This window comes from Kluyvera ascorbata ATCC 33433, from assembly GCF_000735365.1.
GTDB lineage: Bacteria > Pseudomonadota > Gammaproteobacteria > Enterobacterales > Enterobacteriaceae > Kluyvera > Kluyvera ascorbata.
Map to the genome: position 1 here is coordinate 1 of NZ_JMPL01000107.1, position 15,435 is coordinate 15,435.

14 protein-coding genes, 1 tRNA gene and 1 pseudogene are annotated in these 15,435 nt (G+C 56.6%); 10 read left to right on the forward strand and 6 right to left on the reverse strand.

The genetic code is table 11. The features are described from left to right. Positions 1–91: 91 nt before the first annotated feature. Positions 92–168 (forward strand) — tRNA-Pro (locus GKAS_RS18885). Positions 169–607: 439 nt separating this feature from the next. Here GKAS_RS18885 and hemY read toward each other — a convergent pair. The 4 genes from hemY to hemC are packed head-to-tail and all read right to left on the reverse strand — an operon-like array spanning position 608 to position 4,701. Further along, the gene (gene hemY, locus GKAS_RS18890; protein ID WP_035896455.1) at positions 608–1,804 is read right to left on the reverse strand and encodes a protoheme IX biogenesis protein HemY; all 1,197 of its coding nucleotides are present in this window, start codon (positions 1,802–1,804) and stop codon (positions 608–610) included. Positions 1,805–1,807: 3 nt separating this feature from the next. Continuing rightward, positions 1,808–3,001 carry a uroporphyrinogen-III C-methyltransferase gene (gene hemX, locus GKAS_RS18895; protein WP_035896456.1) on the reverse strand — a complete coding sequence of 398 codons (1,194 nt, stop codon included), beginning with the start codon at positions 2,999–3,001 and terminating at the stop codon, positions 1,808–1,810. A gap of 21 nt (positions 3,002–3,022) precedes the next feature. Next, positions 3,023–3,763, reverse strand: coding sequence for a uroporphyrinogen-III synthase (gene hemD / locus GKAS_RS18900; RefSeq protein WP_035896457.1), 741 nt, complete (start codon positions 3,761–3,763; stop codon positions 3,023–3,025). Continuing rightward, positions 3,760–4,701 carry a hydroxymethylbilane synthase gene (gene hemC / locus GKAS_RS18905; protein ID WP_035896458.1) on the reverse strand — a complete coding sequence of 314 codons (942 nt, stop codon included), beginning with the start codon at positions 4,699–4,701 and terminating at the stop codon, positions 3,760–3,762. The genes hemD and hemC overlap by 4 nt, the downstream gene beginning before the upstream one ends. A gap of 417 nt (positions 4,702–5,118) precedes the next feature. Between hemC and cyaA the strand changes: the two genes are divergently transcribed. Then, on the forward strand, positions 5,119–7,665 hold the full coding sequence (gene cyaA, locus GKAS_RS18910) for a class I adenylate cyclase (protein WP_035896459.1): 2,547 nt from the start codon (positions 5,119–5,121) through the stop codon (positions 7,663–7,665). A 96-nt stretch (positions 7,666–7,761) separates the two neighbouring features. Here cyaA and cyaY read toward each other — a convergent pair whose 3' ends face one another. Beyond that, positions 7,762–8,082, reverse strand: a complete 321-nt coding sequence (gene cyaY, locus GKAS_RS18915) for an iron donor protein CyaY (RefSeq protein ID WP_035896460.1) — start codon at positions 8,080–8,082, stop codon at positions 7,762–7,764. 139 nt (positions 8,083–8,221) lie between these two features. On the opposite strand from cyaY, the gene lptM reads away from it, so the two are divergent. From lptM to corA, 8 genes are all read left to right on the forward strand, one after another. After that, positions 8,222–8,425 (forward strand): LPS translocon maturation chaperone LptM, encoded by a 204-nt coding sequence (gene lptM, locus GKAS_RS18920; protein WP_035896461.1) that lies wholly within the window; start codon positions 8,222–8,224, stop codon positions 8,423–8,425. A 35-nt stretch (positions 8,426–8,460) separates the two neighbouring features. Next, positions 8,461–9,285 (forward strand): diaminopimelate epimerase, encoded by an 825-nt coding sequence (gene dapF / locus GKAS_RS18925; RefSeq protein ID WP_035896462.1) that lies wholly within the window; start codon positions 8,461–8,463, stop codon positions 9,283–9,285. Continuing rightward, positions 9,282–9,989, forward strand: a complete 708-nt coding sequence (locus GKAS_RS18930; RefSeq protein ID WP_035896463.1) for a DUF484 domain-containing protein — start codon at positions 9,282–9,284, stop codon at positions 9,987–9,989. The genes dapF and GKAS_RS18930 overlap by 4 nt, the downstream gene beginning before the upstream one ends. Further along, the gene (gene xerC / locus GKAS_RS18935; protein WP_035896464.1) at positions 9,986–10,888 is read left to right on the forward strand and encodes a tyrosine recombinase XerC; all 903 of its coding nucleotides are present in this window, start codon (positions 9,986–9,988) and stop codon (positions 10,886–10,888) included. The genes GKAS_RS18930 and xerC overlap by 4 nt, the downstream gene beginning before the upstream one ends. Beyond that, positions 10,888–11,604 carry a 5-amino-6-(5-phospho-D-ribitylamino)uracil phosphatase YigB gene (gene yigB, locus GKAS_RS18940; protein ID WP_035896465.1) on the forward strand — a complete coding sequence of 239 codons (717 nt, stop codon included), beginning with the start codon at positions 10,888–10,890 and terminating at the stop codon, positions 11,602–11,604. The genes xerC and yigB overlap by 1 nt, the downstream gene beginning before the upstream one ends. 64 nt (positions 11,605–11,668) lie before the next feature. Beyond that, a complete protein-coding gene (gene uvrD / locus GKAS_RS18945) occupies positions 11,669–13,831 on the forward strand; it encodes a DNA helicase II (protein ID WP_035896466.1) in 2,163 nt (720 codons plus the stop codon). 147 nt (positions 13,832–13,978) lie between these two features. After that, positions 13,979–14,035 (forward strand): YsgD/CorL family protein, encoded by a 57-nt coding sequence (gene ysgD, locus GKAS_RS25600; protein WP_368301982.1) that lies wholly within the window; start codon positions 13,979–13,981, stop codon positions 14,033–14,035. Positions 14,036–14,184: 149 nt separating this feature from the next. Further along, the gene (gene corA, locus GKAS_RS18950) at positions 14,185–15,135 is read left to right on the forward strand and encodes a magnesium/cobalt transporter CorA (protein WP_035896467.1); all 951 of its coding nucleotides are present in this window, start codon (positions 14,185–14,187) and stop codon (positions 15,133–15,135) included. 89 nt (positions 15,136–15,224) lie between these two features. Here the strand turns inward: corA and GKAS_RS18955 are convergent. Then, positions 15,225–15,435: pseudogene (locus tag GKAS_RS18955) on the reverse strand (EamA family transporter RarD); the annotation flags it as partial.

The window sequence follows — 15,435 nt, forward strand, 5'->3', positions numbered from 1 at the left end:
CAATTTTAGACCCTGCAGCGCAGGGTTTTTTATTCAAGACTTGATGTCTGAATAAAAACCGAATTGAACGATAATTCAAAAAGCAGTATTTCGGCGAGTAGCGCAGCTTGGTAGCGCAACTGGTTTGGGACCAGTGGGTCGGAGGTTCGAATCCTCTCTCGCCGACCAATTTTGAACCCCGCTTCGGCGGGGTTTTTTGTTTTCTCTCTTCGCCCCATCTCATCTATTTTTATTACCTCTACAGATTAATCCTGTTGTGAAACAAAGGGGATGTTATCAGTAACTGACTGTGACATAATGCGCCGCGTAGATGCTCATTCCACCTCTTATGTTCGCCTCAGGCCTCATAAACTCAGGAATGACGCAGAGCCGTTTACGGTGCTTATCGTCCACTGACAGATGTCGCTTTTGCCTCATCAGACACCATGGACATTACGTTGAGTGAAGCACCCATTATGTTGTCGAATTAAACCTGTTTAACGCCTGCTCCCAAAAGGAGCAGGCGTTTTTTTATGTCCAGCTTGTAGCCCGGCCAAGCGTAGCGCCGCCGGAGCCGCACAGCGGCCAAAAAAAAGGGGCCATTCGGCCCCTTAATTAGTGCTCTACCTTAGGCAGGCGGGTTATTCTGCAACGTCAGCATCAAGCCATCACGGCGCATTGCTGCGGCTTCTTCCGGCTGCTTCAGACGGTCAAGCGTATCGGCAAGCCACGCATAGTCGAACGCGTCCGGGCGCTGCTTGAGCGCGGCGCGGAACGCCAGGCTCGCTTCCTGCCACTCGCCGTGCTTCATTAGCGACTGCCCCAGCGTACTCCACAGCAGTGGACGATCGCCCACCGTTTTGATCTGCTGGCGCAGCAGTTTTTCCATCTGCTCCGGATTGTTGGTATGCAGACGCGGGATCAGCATCACCAGACGATCGTCATACTGGCGCTTCAGCCCATCGATAATGATCTGCTGCGCGGTGTCATGATCGTCACATTCAATCAGGTGATCGGCCATGGCGACCTGCAACGCGACCTGATGGCGGGTTTTGCGGCTCTGGTTTTTCCACCAGTTACGCAGCCCTTCGCTACCTTGATCGGCACGTGCCTGGTCCATCAGGCCAATCCACGCCTGCTGTTCCAGCGCGGCGCGGTGTGCGTCGTCGCCAACGTGGGCTTTCGCCATGGATGGGATGATATCCAGCAGCGAGCTCCAGGCTCCGGTCTGAATATAGGCTTGTTCTGCCAGACGCAGCACTTCCGGGTGACGCGGCGCCACTTCCAGCAGCTTATCAATGCCATGACGCGCCGCGTGGTTTTCGTTGCGGGCAAGCTGCAGGCGAACGCGGGTGATTTCGACCGGGATCAGATCGTTGCCCGCGTTCTCAGCCGCACGCTGAAGGTGCTGATTGGCGCGCGCTTCGTCACCACGCTGCTGGGCAGCTTCGGCGGCCAGCAGATAATTCACCACCGGTTGTTCGGCGTGATCGGCATTTTTCGACATCAGCTTCTCAACCTGCTGATAATCGCCTTCTGCCAGCTTCAGCAGCGCCTGTTCGGTCTGCTTGCGCGCACGACGACGCTTGCGTCCAACGAACCAGCCGCGCGTGTGTGCGCTGGTGCGGAAGATACGGCGCAGAATCCACTCCAGGGCGAACAGCACCACCATTATCAGGATCATGATAATGACTAAGCCGGTTACGCTGGTCTCAATGTTGTAGTTGTCCGTCTGGATAAGCACATAGCCCTGATGGCCTGCGATCATCGGGCCGACCACCACGCCAGCAATTAACAGTGCAAAGAGTAAAAGAACTTTTAGCATCGATTACTCTCCTTGTGCTGGGGCGGGAGCTGGCGCTGGCTGCACGGGAGCAGCAGGTTCCGCTGTCGTGACGGCAGGTTGCGCCATCAAGTTACGCACGCGGGTTTGCATCAGCTTTTCCAGAATCGGCTGGCTTTGCAGCGTTTCCGGGATATTCATGGAGATACTCTGCTGGCTGAGCTTGTCTATCTCATCGAGGAATGTCTTCGTGGCGGCATCGTCGGTGTCGTAGTAAGCGCGTACCCAGGTCGAGACGTTATCCAATGCCTGTTTGAAGGTTTCATCCTGGTGACGCGGCACCGCTTGCGACGCGGAAAGTAGCTGGGCGCGGATGTTTTCTCGCAGGTAGATATCCTGATTCGGCGCCAGCAGCGGAACGGCGGTCTCATCGCGGCGGCGAATAGTAATAAAGCTGTCCATAAAGTTCTGCCAGCTTTTTTGCAGATTCACGCGCCATTCGCTGAGCGACGCCGACAGCTCGCTGTCGTCGTTATCCATTGGAGAATCATCGGTATTGTTGTCTGCCAGGCGCAGGTTATCGACCTGGTTGGCGAGCTGATTCACCTTGAGGATGATACCGTCGTAATCCACCTGTGAAACGGCAGAGAGGCTGGCAATATCCTCGGTGATCGCGCGGCGAGCGGCGATTAAGCTTGGATCATTCATATCCGCCAGGCTGGCGTCCGCGCTTTTCAGCAACGCCGCGGCGGTGGTGACATCCTGATCGCTCCACAGCTTGCGTCCGGCCAGCTTCACGAGGAAGTCAGACTGGGCCAGCAGCCAGGTTTTTGAATCAGTACCGGAAATAGCCGCCACTTTCTGCTGCATTTCATCCAGCTGTTTTGCCATGTCGGCCTGCTGGGTTTTGGCTTCCTGCAGCTGTTCAGCCTGCTGTTTCAGCGTGGTTTCCAACGCTTCTTTTTGCGCATCCTGCGTTTTTTGCAGAGCAATCAGCTGATTGGCGAGAGTATCGCTGGTCTGAGTTTGGGTGACGGCCTGCTGTTTGCCCCAGCCGTACAGGCCTATACCTGCCGCCAGCGCGATGGCGATAGCGACGGCGCTAAGCGCCAGACTGGTTTTCCCGCCGTTATTTTTCTTCTCAGCATTTTCCGGCTTACGAGCTTCGGGCTGCGGCGAGGTTTTCACCGCATCTTCGGACTCTTCAACCACGGCGGAGTTTTCTTTTTGTTCCGTCATTATGGCTTCCAATTTTGAGAGTTATTGTAGTGCGCGCAGCAGCGCATCGTTGTCTGCGCCATCGGCAACCTGAATATCCTGCCAGCCCAACTCCTGGGCCAGTTTTGCAATACGCTCACTCACCACCAGTAGCCGACAGGTGAGCAGCCAGCGCTCGCGGTACCAGAGGGGAATCAGCGTCCAGAGTTGTTGCAGCATCTCACCGCTGGTCACCACGAGGGTGTTGACCTCTCTCGACTGCCAGCGCATGGCTTCTTCGGCACCGTCGTAGTGAATAGCGCAGCGTTGATAGCATTCGCAAAGGGTGACATCGGCACCGCGCGCAGTCAGCGTCTCGGCCAGCAGTTCGCGCCCGCCGTTGCCGCGCAGAATCAGCGCCTTCTTGCCCGCAATAGTTTGCAATTCAGGTAATTGTAGCAACACTTCGCTAATTTCCCGATCTAATGGGTAGCGAATATCGAGGCTGCTCACCTGATGGAGCGCCAGCGCCGTGGTACGGCCGATAGCAAAATAACGAGGCGTCGTGGGCCAGTTCAGGTGCTGTTGCTGGAGCTGTGCGTGTGCAAAGCTCACCGCATGCTGCGAAAGGGCGAAGACTAAATCACCTTCCCGCAGCTCGCTCAGCGCGGGTGCCAGCCTGTTCAGCTCGCGCCCGGGCGTGAAATCAATCAGTGGAAAACTCCAGGCTACTCGGCCCTGCGCGCGCAAACGGCTGACTAACTCTTCACCTTGCGGGGAGGGGCGGGTAACCAGGATGGTCATACGGAGGCGTCTCCGTCGTAAACGGCGGTAAGAATCGCGCGAGCCCCGTTATCCAGCAGTTCATCCGCGAGCTCAATGCCCATACGCTCGGCATCTTCCGGCTTGCCGCGTCGCTCGCCGCACACCATTTCGCTACCGTCCGGTGCGCCAACCAATGCGCGCAGCCACAGCTCACCGTCGTTAAGCTCGGCGTAGCTGCCGATAGGAACCTGACAACCGCCTTCCAGGCGCGTATTCATAGCGCGCTCTGCGCGAACGCGAATGGCGGTGTCATCGTGGTTTAACGGCGCGAGCAGGGCGCGGGTCTGTTCATCGTTCAGACGGCATTCAATGCCGACGGCACCCTGACCGACGGCCGGAAGCGACTCTTCTGGCGACATCGGCTGACGAATACGATCGTTGAGCTCAAGGCGTTTTAGCCCCGCGACCGCCAGAATAATGGCATCGTACTCACCGTTATCCAGCTTGCTGAGGCGCGTGCCGACGTTGCCGCGCAGCGAGCGGATCACCAGATCCGGACGACGCTTGGCCAACTGGCACTGGCGGCGCAGGCTGGAGGTGCCGACGATACTGCCTGCCGGGAGGTCGTCCATGCAGGCGTAATGATTGGAGACGAAGGCATCGCGTGGGTCGTCTCGTTCGCAGATGGTCACCAGCCCAAGCCCTTCCGGGAACTCAACCGGGACATCTTTCATTGAGTGCACGGCGATGTCCGCACGGTTTTCAAGTAGTGCAAGCTCAAGCTCTTTGACGAACAGCCCTTTACCGCCCACTTTGGCCAGCGGCGTATCGAGGATGATGTCCCCTCGCGTGACCATCGGCACGAGCGTCACCGTAAGCCCTGGATGGCAGGCCATCAGGCGTTCTTGTACATAGTGCGCTTGCCAGAGAGCGAGCGGACTTTGGCGTGTGGCAATTCTCAAAACTTTGTCTAACATGCTTGTTACCGTCGTTATCATCCATTGACCATCCTAACATTGTTGCCCTAATGATGTTAGTTTTCACGGTCTTCGTAAAAATTCTTGCTGGGAATTAAGGGGTATGCACGAAGCGTGCCTTGAGAGCCTGTGAAGGTAAGCATAAACGGGGTTGTGTTTACCGTTCATTACTGGCACTGTCTTGATCGTATGCCGGGGTTTACAGCTGCATTCAATGCTACACTTGTTGTAGTGCAACATTCTTTACGGTCAACCGGCAAGGTGTTAAATTGATCACGTTTTAAACCATTTTTTGTCCAAAATTCGATAATCACAACGGCGGACAAAAAACGGTAACGGTTCTTCTTGTTGAAATATTAAAACCTCCGTACCGCTCTGACAGGATACGTCGAGGTTTTGAACATCAGGCGATATGTCTTGTACCTCTATATTGAGACACTGAAACAGAGACTGGATGCCATCAATCAACTGCGTGTGGATCGCGCGCTTGCTGCCATGGGACCTGCTTTCCAACAGGTTTACAGTCTACTGCCGACATTATTACATTATCATCATCCGCTGATGCCGGGTTACCTCGACGGTAACGTTCCCAAGGGCATCTGCCTCTACACGCCTGATGAAACCCAACGCCATTATCTTGATGAGCTCGAGCTGCATCGCGGCATGCCGCCGCAGACCTCCGCAAAAGGTGAACTGCCGATTACCGGCGTCTACTCTATGGGGAGTACCTCATCGGTAGGCCAAAGCTGCTCTTCCGACCTGGATATCTGGGTCTGCCACCAGTCGTGGCTCGATAATGATGAACGCCAATTGTTACAGCGTAAATGCAGCCTGCTGGAAAGCTGGGCGGCATCGCTCGGCGTTGAAGTCAGCTTCTTCCTGATCGACGAAAACCGCTTCCGTCATAACGAAAGTGGCAGCCTCGGCGGCGAAGACTGCGGTTCAACGCAGCACATTTTACTGCTCGACGAATTTTACCGTACGGCGGTCCGCCTCGCGGGCAAACGTATTCTGTGGAATATGGTGCCGGGCGAAGAAGAAGATCATTACGACGATTACGTGATGACCCTTTATGCCCAGGGCGTACTGACGCCGAACGAATGGCTCGACCTCGGTGGATTGAGCTCGCTCTCCGCCGAAGAGTACTTCGGTGCTAGCCTGTGGCAGCTCTATAAGAGCATCGACTCACCGTATAAAGCGGTGCTGAAAACCCTGCTGCTGGAAGCCTATTCCTGGGAATACCCAAATACGCACCTGCTGGCAAAAGACATTAAACAGCGCCTGCACGACGGCGAGATAGTCTCCTTCGGTCTCGATGCCTACTGCATGATGCTGGAGCGCGTGACCGAGTATCTGAAGGCGATTGAAGATGAAACCCGCCTCGACCTCGTGCGTCGCTGCTTCTATCTGAAAGTATGCGAAAAGCTCAGCCGTGAACGCGCCTGCGTTGGCTGGCGTCGTGAAGTGGTTGGCCAGCTGGTGAAAGAGTGGGGCTGGAGCGAAGAGCGTCTGGCGATGCTCGATAACCGCGCCAACTGGAAAATCGACCAGGTCCGCGAAGCGCACAACGAGCTGCTCGATGCCATGATGCAGAGCTATCGTAACCTTATCCGCTTCGCCCGTCGTAACAACCTGAGCGTTTCCGCCAGCCCGCAGGACATTGGCGTGCTGACGCGTAAGCTGTATGCCGCGTTTGAAGCGCTGCCGGGTAAAGTAACGCTGGTGAACCCGCAGATCTCCCCGGACCTGTCCGAACCAAATCTGACCTTTATCTATGTTCCGCCGGGACGCGCCAACCGTACGGGTTGGTACCTCTACAACCGCGCGCCCAACATGGAGTCCATCGTCAGCCATCAGCCGCTGGAATATAACCGCTACCTGAATAAGCTGGTGGCCTGGGCCTGGTTTAACGGCCTGCTGACCTCGCGTACGCGCCTGTTTATTAAGGGCAACGGTATTGTCGACCTGGCAAAACTGCAGGAGATGGTTGCTGACGTATCGCACCACTTCCCGCTGCGTCTGCCTGCGCCAACGCCGAAAGCGCTCTACAGCCCTTGCGAAATTCGCCATCTGGCGATTATCGTTAACCTCGAATATGACCCGACGGCGGCCTTCCGCAATCAGGTGGTGCATTTTGATTTCCGTAAGCTCGATACCTTCAGCTTTGGTGAAGATCAGAAATGCCTGGTCGGCAGCGTCGACCTGCTGTACCGCAACTCGTGGAACGAAGTGCGTACGCTGCACTTCAACGGCGAGCAGGCAATGATTGAAGCGCTGAAAACCATCCTCGGTAAAATGCACCAGGATGCCGCGCCGCCGGATAGCGTGGAAGTGTTCTGCTACAGCCAGCACCTGCGTGGTTTAATCCGTACTCGCGTACAGCAACTGGTGTCTGAGTGCATCGAACTGCGCCTTTCCAGCACCCGTCAGGAAACCGGTCGCTTTAAAGCGCTGCGCGTCTCCGGGCAGACCTGGGGCCTGTTCTTTGAACGTCTGAACGTGTCGGTGCAGAAGCTGGAAAACGCCATCGAGTTCTACGGCGCCATTTCGCACAACAAGCTGCACGGGCTTTCCGTTCAGGTTGAGACCAACCACGTTGAGCTGCCGCAGGTGGTCGACGGTTTCGCGAGCGAAGGGATTATTCAGTTCTTCTTCGAGGAGTCGGGCGAAGATCAGGGCTTCAATATCTATATTCTGGACGAGAGCAACCGCGCAGAGGTGTATCACCACTGTGAGGGCAGTAAAGAAGAGCTGGTGCGTGACGTTAGCCGCTTCTACTCGTCGTCACACGATCGCTTCACCTACGGCTCAAGCTTTATCAACTTCAACCTGCCGCAGTTCTACCAGATTGTGAAGGTAGACGGGCGTGCACAGGTCATTCCGTTCCGCAGCCAGGCTATCGTGCCGCCGCCGTCCAATCAGGACAATAACAACGCCCCGTTGTTGCAGCAGTACTTTTCCTGAAATCACGCTAAGTTGTAGCCCGGCCGAGCAAAGCGACGCCGGGGTTTGGCGCTGAGCTGTCCCGGCGTCGCTTTGCTCGGCCGGGCTACGTTGTGTTTAGCGGAAGCTCACCTCTTCACCCGCCTGCTGCGTCGCCGCTTGTTCCAGCAAGTCCCAGAAGGTTTCGCCGCTGCGGTCGCAAATCCACTCATCGCCCTTCAGGTCGAAATGGTAGCCACCTTGCTTGGTCGCCAGCCATACCTGGTGCAATGGCTCCTGACGGTTAATAATAATTTTGCTGCCGTTTTCAAAACTGATGGTCAGCACGCCGCCATTGATCTCACAGTCGATATCGCTGTCGCCGTCCCAGTCGTCCAGACGCTCTTCGATGGTCAGCCACAGGGTATCGGCAAGGCGATGAAATTCACTGTCGTTCATTGTTGTTTCCCGTTATTTAGTGATGGCGGCAGTATAGCGTGAAACAAATCACGTTGCAGTCAGGTGCTTAACGCTTGCTTTTGCGCCTCCTCCTGCGATGATAGAAAATAGAAAGCATTGAACTACAGGCATCTTAAGAATGAATAAGATTTTTCGACCGCTGGCAGTGTTACTTGCATTATTTAGCCTTGCAGGCTGCGGCCTGAAGGGCCCGCTCTATTTTCCTCCGGCTGATAAAACGGCGGCCCCGCCGACGCAACCCGTCACTCAACCGATTCAGAGCAGCTCTCCGGATCGTAACGACCGTGGTGATAACGGCGGCCCGACGCAGGTTAATTACTAATATTACCGTTCTGTTCCGCGCAACTGGAGTAGATGATGCAGTTCTCTAAAATGCATGGCCTCGGCAACGATTTCATGGTCGTCGACGCGGTAACGCAGAATGTCTTTTTCTCGCCCGAGCTTATCCGCCGACTGGCGGACAGGCATCTTGGCGTGGGTTTCGATCAGCTGTTGGTCGTGGAGCCGCCTTATGACCCCGACCTGGATTTTCACTACCGCATCTTCAACGCCGACGGCAGCGAAGTCTCCCAGTGCGGTAACGGCGCTCGCTGCTTCGCCCGCTTTGTGCGCCTGAAAGGGTTGACCAACAAGCGCGATATCCGCGTGAGCACCGCCAACGGCCGTATGGTCTTAAGCGTGACTGATGATGAACTGGTTCGCGTGAACATGGGTGAACCGAACTTCGAGCCGTCTCAGGTGCCGTTCCGCGCGAACAAAGCGGAAAAGACCTATATCATGCGTGCTGCTGAGCAGACAGTATTGTGCGGCGTGGTCTCGATGGGGAATCCACACTGTGTGATTCAGGTTGATGATGTCGACACTGCCCCGGTGGAAACGCTAGGTCCGGTGATGGAAAGTCATGAACGTTTTCCAGAACGCGCTAACATTGGTTTTATGCAGGTAGTGAAGCGGGAGCACATCCGTCTGCGCGTTTACGAACGCGGTGCCGGTGAAACTCAGGCCTGCGGCAGCGGCGCATGTGCGGCGGTTGCCGTTGGCATCCAGCAGGGCTTGTTGGCGGAAGAGGTGCGCGTGGAACTGCCGGGCGGGCGACTTGATATCGCCTGGAAAGGCCCGGGCCAACCGTTGTTTATGACTGGCCCGGCGGCACATGTCTATGACGGATTTATTCACTTATGAAACACGTCGGGGAAGAACAGCAGGACGCTATCACCACGCTGAATGATGGCGCGGTTGTGGATTATCTGTTGCAACATCCTGAATTCTTTATACGTAATGCCGCTGTCGTTGAGCAAATGCGCGTCCCGCATCCGGTGCGGGGCATGGTGTCTCTGGTTGAGTGGCACATGGCGCGTTCGCGCAACTACATTGCCATGCTGGAAGAGAACATGAGCCAGCTGATGGAACAGGCGACGGCGAACGAAAGCCTGTTTTATCGCCTGCTGCATCTGCAAAACCGACTGGCCTGCGCGGAAAGCCTGGACGATCTCCTGCTGCGCTTCCACCGCTGGGCGCGCGAGTTGGGGCTGGCGGGCGCATCGCTGCGCCTGTTCTCTGACCGCTGGCGTCTTGGTGCCCCTTCCAGACATACCGATCTGGTGCTTTCCCGTCAGGCCTTTGAGCCGCTGCGCATTCAACGCTTAGGCCAGGGCAACCACTATCTCGGCACCCTTAACGGCCCCGAGTTGCTGGTGGTGCTTCCTGAAGCGAAAGCCGTCGGTTCAGTGGCGATGTCGATGATGGGCAGCGACGGCGATTTAGGCGTGATTCTCTTTAGCAGCCGCGACCCGCACCACTATCAGCCGGGACAGGGCACACAGCTGCTGCAGGAAATTGCCCTGATGCTGCCGGGTCTGCTGGAACGCTGGATCGAGCGCGTATGACCGGCACCGGGCTAGGGCAAGCCGTTACCCGCTTTCTGCGCTATCTGGGCGTAGAACGCCAGCTTAGCCCAATCACACTCCTCAACTACCAGCGTCAGCTTGATGCCATTATTGAACTGGCCGAAGGAATGGGCCTGCAGAATTGGCAACAATGTGATGCTGCGATGGTGCGCAGCTTTGCGACCCGCAGCCGCCGCAAAGGGCTAGGCGCCGCAAGCCTGGCGCTACGCCTGTCGGCGTTGCGCAGCTTCTTTGACTGGATGGTGGGTCAGGGCGAGCTTCCAGCGAACCCGGCAAAAGGCATCGCCGCGCCGAAAGCACCGCGCCATCTGCCAAAGAATATCGACGTCGATGACGTTAACCGCCTGCTGGATATCGATCTTAATGACCCGCTGGCGGTGCGCGACCGCGCCATGCTGGAGGTGATGTACGGCGCGGGGCTACGTCTTTCTGAACTGGTAAATCTGGATATTAAACATCTGGATCTCGATACCGGCGAAGTGTGGGTGATGGGTAAAGGCAGCAAAGAGCGCCGCCTGCCGATTGGCCGCAACGCCGTGACGTGGATTGAGCACTGGCTCGACCTGCGCGGGCTGTTTGGCAGCGACGAGGATGCGCTGTTTCTCTCGAAGCTCGGCAAGCGTATTTCGGCGCGTAATGTGCAAAAGCGCTTTGCTGAATGGGGCATTAAGCAGGGGCTGAACAGCCACGTGAATCCCCACAAGCTGCGCCACTCGTTTGCCACCCACATGCTTGAGTCGAGCGGTGACCTGCGCGGCGTGCAGGAACTGCTGGGCCACGCCAATCTATCGACCACCCAAATCTATACCCACCTTGATTTTCAACACCTTGCCTCGGTGTACGATGCGGCGCATCCGCGCGCCAAACGGGAGAAATAATGCGTTTTTATCGGCCGTTGGGCGCTATTGCCGCGCTGACGTTTGACCTTGATGACACTCTTTATGATAACCGCCCGGTGATTGACCGGACGATGCAGGAGTCGGTGGCCTTTGTGCGCGGCTACCATCCGGCGCTGGCAAACTTCGACGCCCGTACGTTACAGCAGTGGCGCGACGAGCTGTTAAAGACAGAGCCTGAAATCTACCATGACGTCACCGAGTGGCGCTGGCGTGCGCTGGAGTCCGGTATGCGTCAGCTTGGGCTGACGGCTCAGGAAGCCAAAGCCGGAGCCGACGAGGCGATGGCGAACTTCGCCCAGTGGCGTAGCCGGATTGACGTACCGCAGGAAACCCACGACACGTTGGCGAAACTAGGCCAAAAATGGCCGCTGGTGGCGATCACCAACGGTAATGCCCAGCCGGAGCTGTTCGGTCTGAGCGACTACTTCCAGTTCGTGCTGCGTGCAGGCCCAGACGGACGTTCGAAGCCATTCGCCGATATGTACCATCTGGCGGCAGACAAGCTCAATGTGCCGCTCGGCGAGATCCTGCACGTGGGCGATGACCTGACCACCGACGTGGCGGGTGCCATTCGCTGCGGCATGCAAGCCTGCTGGATCAAACTGGAAAATGCTGACCTGATGCAAACCGCGGACAGCCGTTTGTTGCCGCATGTCGAGATTTCCCGGTTGGCATCTCTGACCTCGCTGATATAATCATCAGCAACTCTGTATAAATTCCCAGTGTATTTCTGGGACTCTTTTTTTTCCGGCGGTGCCAATGGACGTTTCTTACCTGCTCGACAGCCTCAACGATAAACAGCGCGAAGCCGTCGCGGCGGAGCGGACCAATATGCTGGTGCTCGCCGGGGCTGGCAGTGGCAAGACGCGCGTGCTGGTGCATCGCATTGCCTGGCTGCAAAGCGTCGAGAACTGCTCGCCGTATTCCATCATGGCCGTCACCTTTACCAACAAAGCGGCGGCAGAGATGCGCCACCGTATCGCTGAGCTGATGGGCACCTCGCAGGGCGGTATGTGGGTCGGTACCTTCCACGGGCTGGCGCACCGTCTGCTGCGTGCGCACCACCTGGATGCCAATCTGCCGCAGGATTTCCAGATCCTCGATAGCGAAGACCAGCTTCGCCTGCTCAAGCGCCTGATCAAAGCGATGAACCTTGACGAGAAGCAGTGGCCGCCGCGCCAGGCGATGTGGTTTATCAACAGCCAGAAAGACGAAGGGCTGCGTCCGCATCACCTGCAAAGCTACGGTAACCCGGTTGAACAGACCTGGCAGAAGGTTTATCAAGCCTATCAGGAAGCGTGCGACCGTGCGGGACTGGTGGACTTTGCCGAGCTGCTGTTGCGCGCCCATGAGCTGTGGCTTAACAAGCCGCATATCCTCCAGCACTATCGCGAACGCTTTACTAATATCCTGGTGGATGAATTCCAGGATACCAACAACATCCAGTACGCGTGGATCCGACTGCTGGCGGGCGACACCGGTAAGGTGATGATCGTTGGCGATGACGACCAGTCGATTTACGGCTGGCGCGGGGCGCAGGTGGAGAACATCCAGCGCTTCCTCAACGATTTCCCGGGTGCAGAAACTATCCGTCTGGAACAGAACTACCGTTCAACCAGCAACATCCTCAGCGCGGCGAACGCCCTGATTGAAAACAACAACGGGCGTCTGGGCAAAAAGCTGTGGACCGACGGCGCCGACGGCGAACCGATTTCACTCTACTGCGCGTTTAACGAACTCGATGAAGCGCGCTTTGTGGTGAACCGCATCAAGACCTGGCAGGACAACGGCGGCGCGCTGACGCAATGCGCCATCCTCTATCGCAGCAACGCCCAATCGCGCGTGCTGGAAGAGGCGCTGCTGCAGGCCAGCATGCCGTACCGTATCTACGGCGGTATGCGCTTCTTCGAACGCCAGGAAATCAAAGACGCGCTCTCGTATCTGCGTCTTATCGCCAACCGTAACGATGACGCGGCGTTTGAACGCGTGGTGAATACGCCAACTCGCGGCATCGGCGATCGCACGCTCGACGTGGTGCGTCAGACCTCGCGTGACCGCCAGCTGACGCTGTGGCAGGCCTGCCGCGAACTGCTGCAGGAGAAAGCCCTTGCCGGTCGCGCAGCGAGCGCCTTACAGCGCTTTATGGAGTTGATTGACGCGCTGGCGCAGGAAACGGCCGATATGCCGCTGCACGTGCAGACCGACCGCGTGGTGAAGGACTCCGGTCTGCGCATGATGTACGAACAGGAAAAAGGCGAGAAGGGCCAGACGCGAATCGAGAACTTAGACGAACTGGTGACGGCAACGCGCCAGTTCAGCTACAACGAAGAAGATGAAGATTTAATGCCGCTGCAGGCGTTCCTCTCCCACGCGGCGCTAGAAGCCGGTGATGGTCAGGCCGACACCTGGCAGGACGCGGTACAGCTGATGACCCTGCACTCGGCGAAAGGCCTGGAGTTCCCGCAGGTATTTATCGTCGGCATGGAAGAAGGCATGTTCCCGAGCCAGATGTCGCTGGATGAAGGCGGTCGCCTGGAAGAAGAGCGCCGTCTGGCCTACGTTGGCGTCACCCGCGCCATGCAAAAACTGACGCTGACCTACGCCGAAACGCGCCGCCTGTACGGCAAAGAGGTGTATCACCGTCCGTCGCGCTTTATCGGCGAACTGCCGGAAGCCTGCGTGGAAGAGGTTCGTCTGCGCGCCACGGTCAGCCGTCCGGTGAGCCATCAGCGGATGGGCACGCCAATGGCGGAGAATGATACCGGCTATAAACTCGGCCAGCGCGTACGTCACGCGAAGTTTGGTGAAGGGACTATCGTCAACCTGGAAGGCAGCGGTGAACATAGCCGTTTGCAGGTGGCGTTTCAGGGGCAAGGAATTAAATGGCTGGTGGCAGCCTACGCCAGACTAGAAATGGTATAACTTTCAGAAAAATATCATTATTTTGTAACCATATGCTAGCCTTACTGAACAGAAGGTAATTAATCCCGGTTAGCGTTTCGTTGCGTGTTGACGGCGTTTTTTTGCTGGCGTAACATGCGCGCACGATTACGCTAAGAGGACAAAGCCTTGGACACACCCAGTAGATGCTGGCTCACCTTCCTGTCATTCAGGAACAACTCCTAAGGCTATCCTCTTATGCTGATAGCCTTAGCGGTTGTCAGCGACTCGTATTTCCCGTCGCATTGAGTCAGGCTGTTTAATGGTCTGAAACCCCTGTAGTTTCTGTGTGCCCACCGGCTGTCCGATAATTTTTTGCATTGGGAGTCCCGGTCATGTTGAGCGCATTTCAACTGGAAAACAATCGTTTAACGCGTCTTGAGGCGGATGAGATTGATCATCTTGCCAGCTCGGTCTGGGTTGATTTAGTCGAGCCTGACGACGACGAACGAAACCGTGTGCAAAAGGATTTGGGCCAGAACCTGGCCACGCGCCCTGAACTGGAAGACATCGAAGCATCCGCACGTTTTTTTGAAGACGAAGACGGCCTGCATATTCACTCCTTCTTCTTTTATGAAGATGCGGACGATCACGCGGGTAACTCCACCGTGGCATTCACCATCCGCGAAGGGCGTCTGTTTACCCTGCGTGAACGTGAGCTGCCGGCATTCCGCCTTTACCGCATGCGTGCGCGTAATCAGGAGATGGCGGACGGTAACGCCTACGAGCTGCTGCTCGACCTGTTTGAAACCAAAATCGAACAGCTGGCGGATGAAATCGAAAACATCTACAGCGATCTCGAAAAGCTGAGCCGCGTCATTATGGAAGGGCATCAGGGCGACGAGTACGACGAAGCGCTCTCGACGCTGGCTGAACTGGAAGATATCGGCTGGAAGGTACGCCTGTGTCTGATGGATACCCAGCGCGCGTTGAACTTCCTCGTGCGTAAGGCGCGTCTGCCAGCGAATCAGCTTGAGCAGGCGCGAGAAATCCTGCGAGATATCGAATCTCTGCTGCCGCACAACGAATCGCTGTTCCAGAAGGTTAACTTCCTGATGCAGGCGGCGATGGGCTTTATCAACATTGAGCAGAACCGCATCATCAAGATCTTCTCGGTGGTTTCCGTGGTCTTCCTGCCGCCGACGCTGGTGGCTTCCAGCTATGGTATGAACTTTGAGTTTATGCCGGAGCTGAGATGGAGTTTTGGTTATCCTGGGGCGATTATCTTTATGATTCTGGCGGGGCTTGCGCCGTATCTGTACTTTAAGCGCAAGAACTGGCTGTAATGGCTGTGCCGGATGGCGCTTCGCTTATCCGGCTTACAGCAGCACATCAATGTAGGCCGGATGAGGCGCAGCCGCCATCCGGCATTGCTTTAGCTCCGACGTCCCCGTCTTTGCGTATACAGCGCATCCATCACGAATATCGCCAGCGCGACCCAAATAAACGCAAAGGTCACCATCTTATCCGCACCAGGCACTTCACCGTAGAACGTTACCGCCAGCAGGAACATCAGCGTAGGGCCGATGTACTGGAAGAAGCCCAGCGTTGACAGGCGCAGGCGCGTTGCCGCACCGGTAAAGCAC

Excerpts from the sequence above, each read along its gene's own strand:
- hemY (WP_035896455.1), bottom strand. The coding sequence starts at position 1,804 with ATGCTAAAAGTTCTTTTACTCTTTGCACTGTTAATTGCTGGCGTGGTG.
- hemX (WP_035896456.1), bottom strand. The coding sequence starts at position 3,001 with ATGACGGAACAAAAAGAAAACTCCGCCGTGGTTGAAGAGTCCGAAGAT.
- hemD (WP_035896457.1), bottom strand. The coding sequence starts at position 3,763 with ATGACCATCCTGGTTACCCGCCCCTCCCCGCAAGGTGAAGAGTTAGTC.
- hemC (WP_035896458.1), bottom strand. The coding sequence starts at position 4,701 with ATGTTAGACAAAGTTTTGAGAATTGCCACACGCCAAAGTCCGCTCGCT.
- cyaY (WP_035896460.1), bottom strand. The coding sequence starts at position 8,082 with ATGAACGACAGTGAATTTCATCGCCTTGCCGATACCCTGTGGCTGACC.
- lptM (WP_035896461.1), top strand. The coding sequence starts at position 8,222 with ATGAATAAGATTTTTCGACCGCTGGCAGTGTTACTTGCATTATTTAGC.
- dapF (WP_035896462.1), top strand. The coding sequence starts at position 8,461 with ATGCAGTTCTCTAAAATGCATGGCCTCGGCAACGATTTCATGGTCGTC.
- GKAS_RS18930 (WP_035896463.1), top strand. The coding sequence starts at position 9,282 with ATGAAACACGTCGGGGAAGAACAGCAGGACGCTATCACCACGCTGAAT.
- xerC (WP_035896464.1), top strand. The coding sequence starts at position 9,986 with ATGACCGGCACCGGGCTAGGGCAAGCCGTTACCCGCTTTCTGCGCTAT.
- yigB (WP_035896465.1), top strand. The coding sequence starts at position 10,888 with ATGCGTTTTTATCGGCCGTTGGGCGCTATTGCCGCGCTGACGTTTGAC.
- uvrD (WP_035896466.1), top strand. The coding sequence starts at position 11,669 with ATGGACGTTTCTTACCTGCTCGACAGCCTCAACGATAAACAGCGCGAA.
- corA (WP_035896467.1), top strand. The coding sequence starts at position 14,185 with ATGTTGAGCGCATTTCAACTGGAAAACAATCGTTTAACGCGTCTTGAG.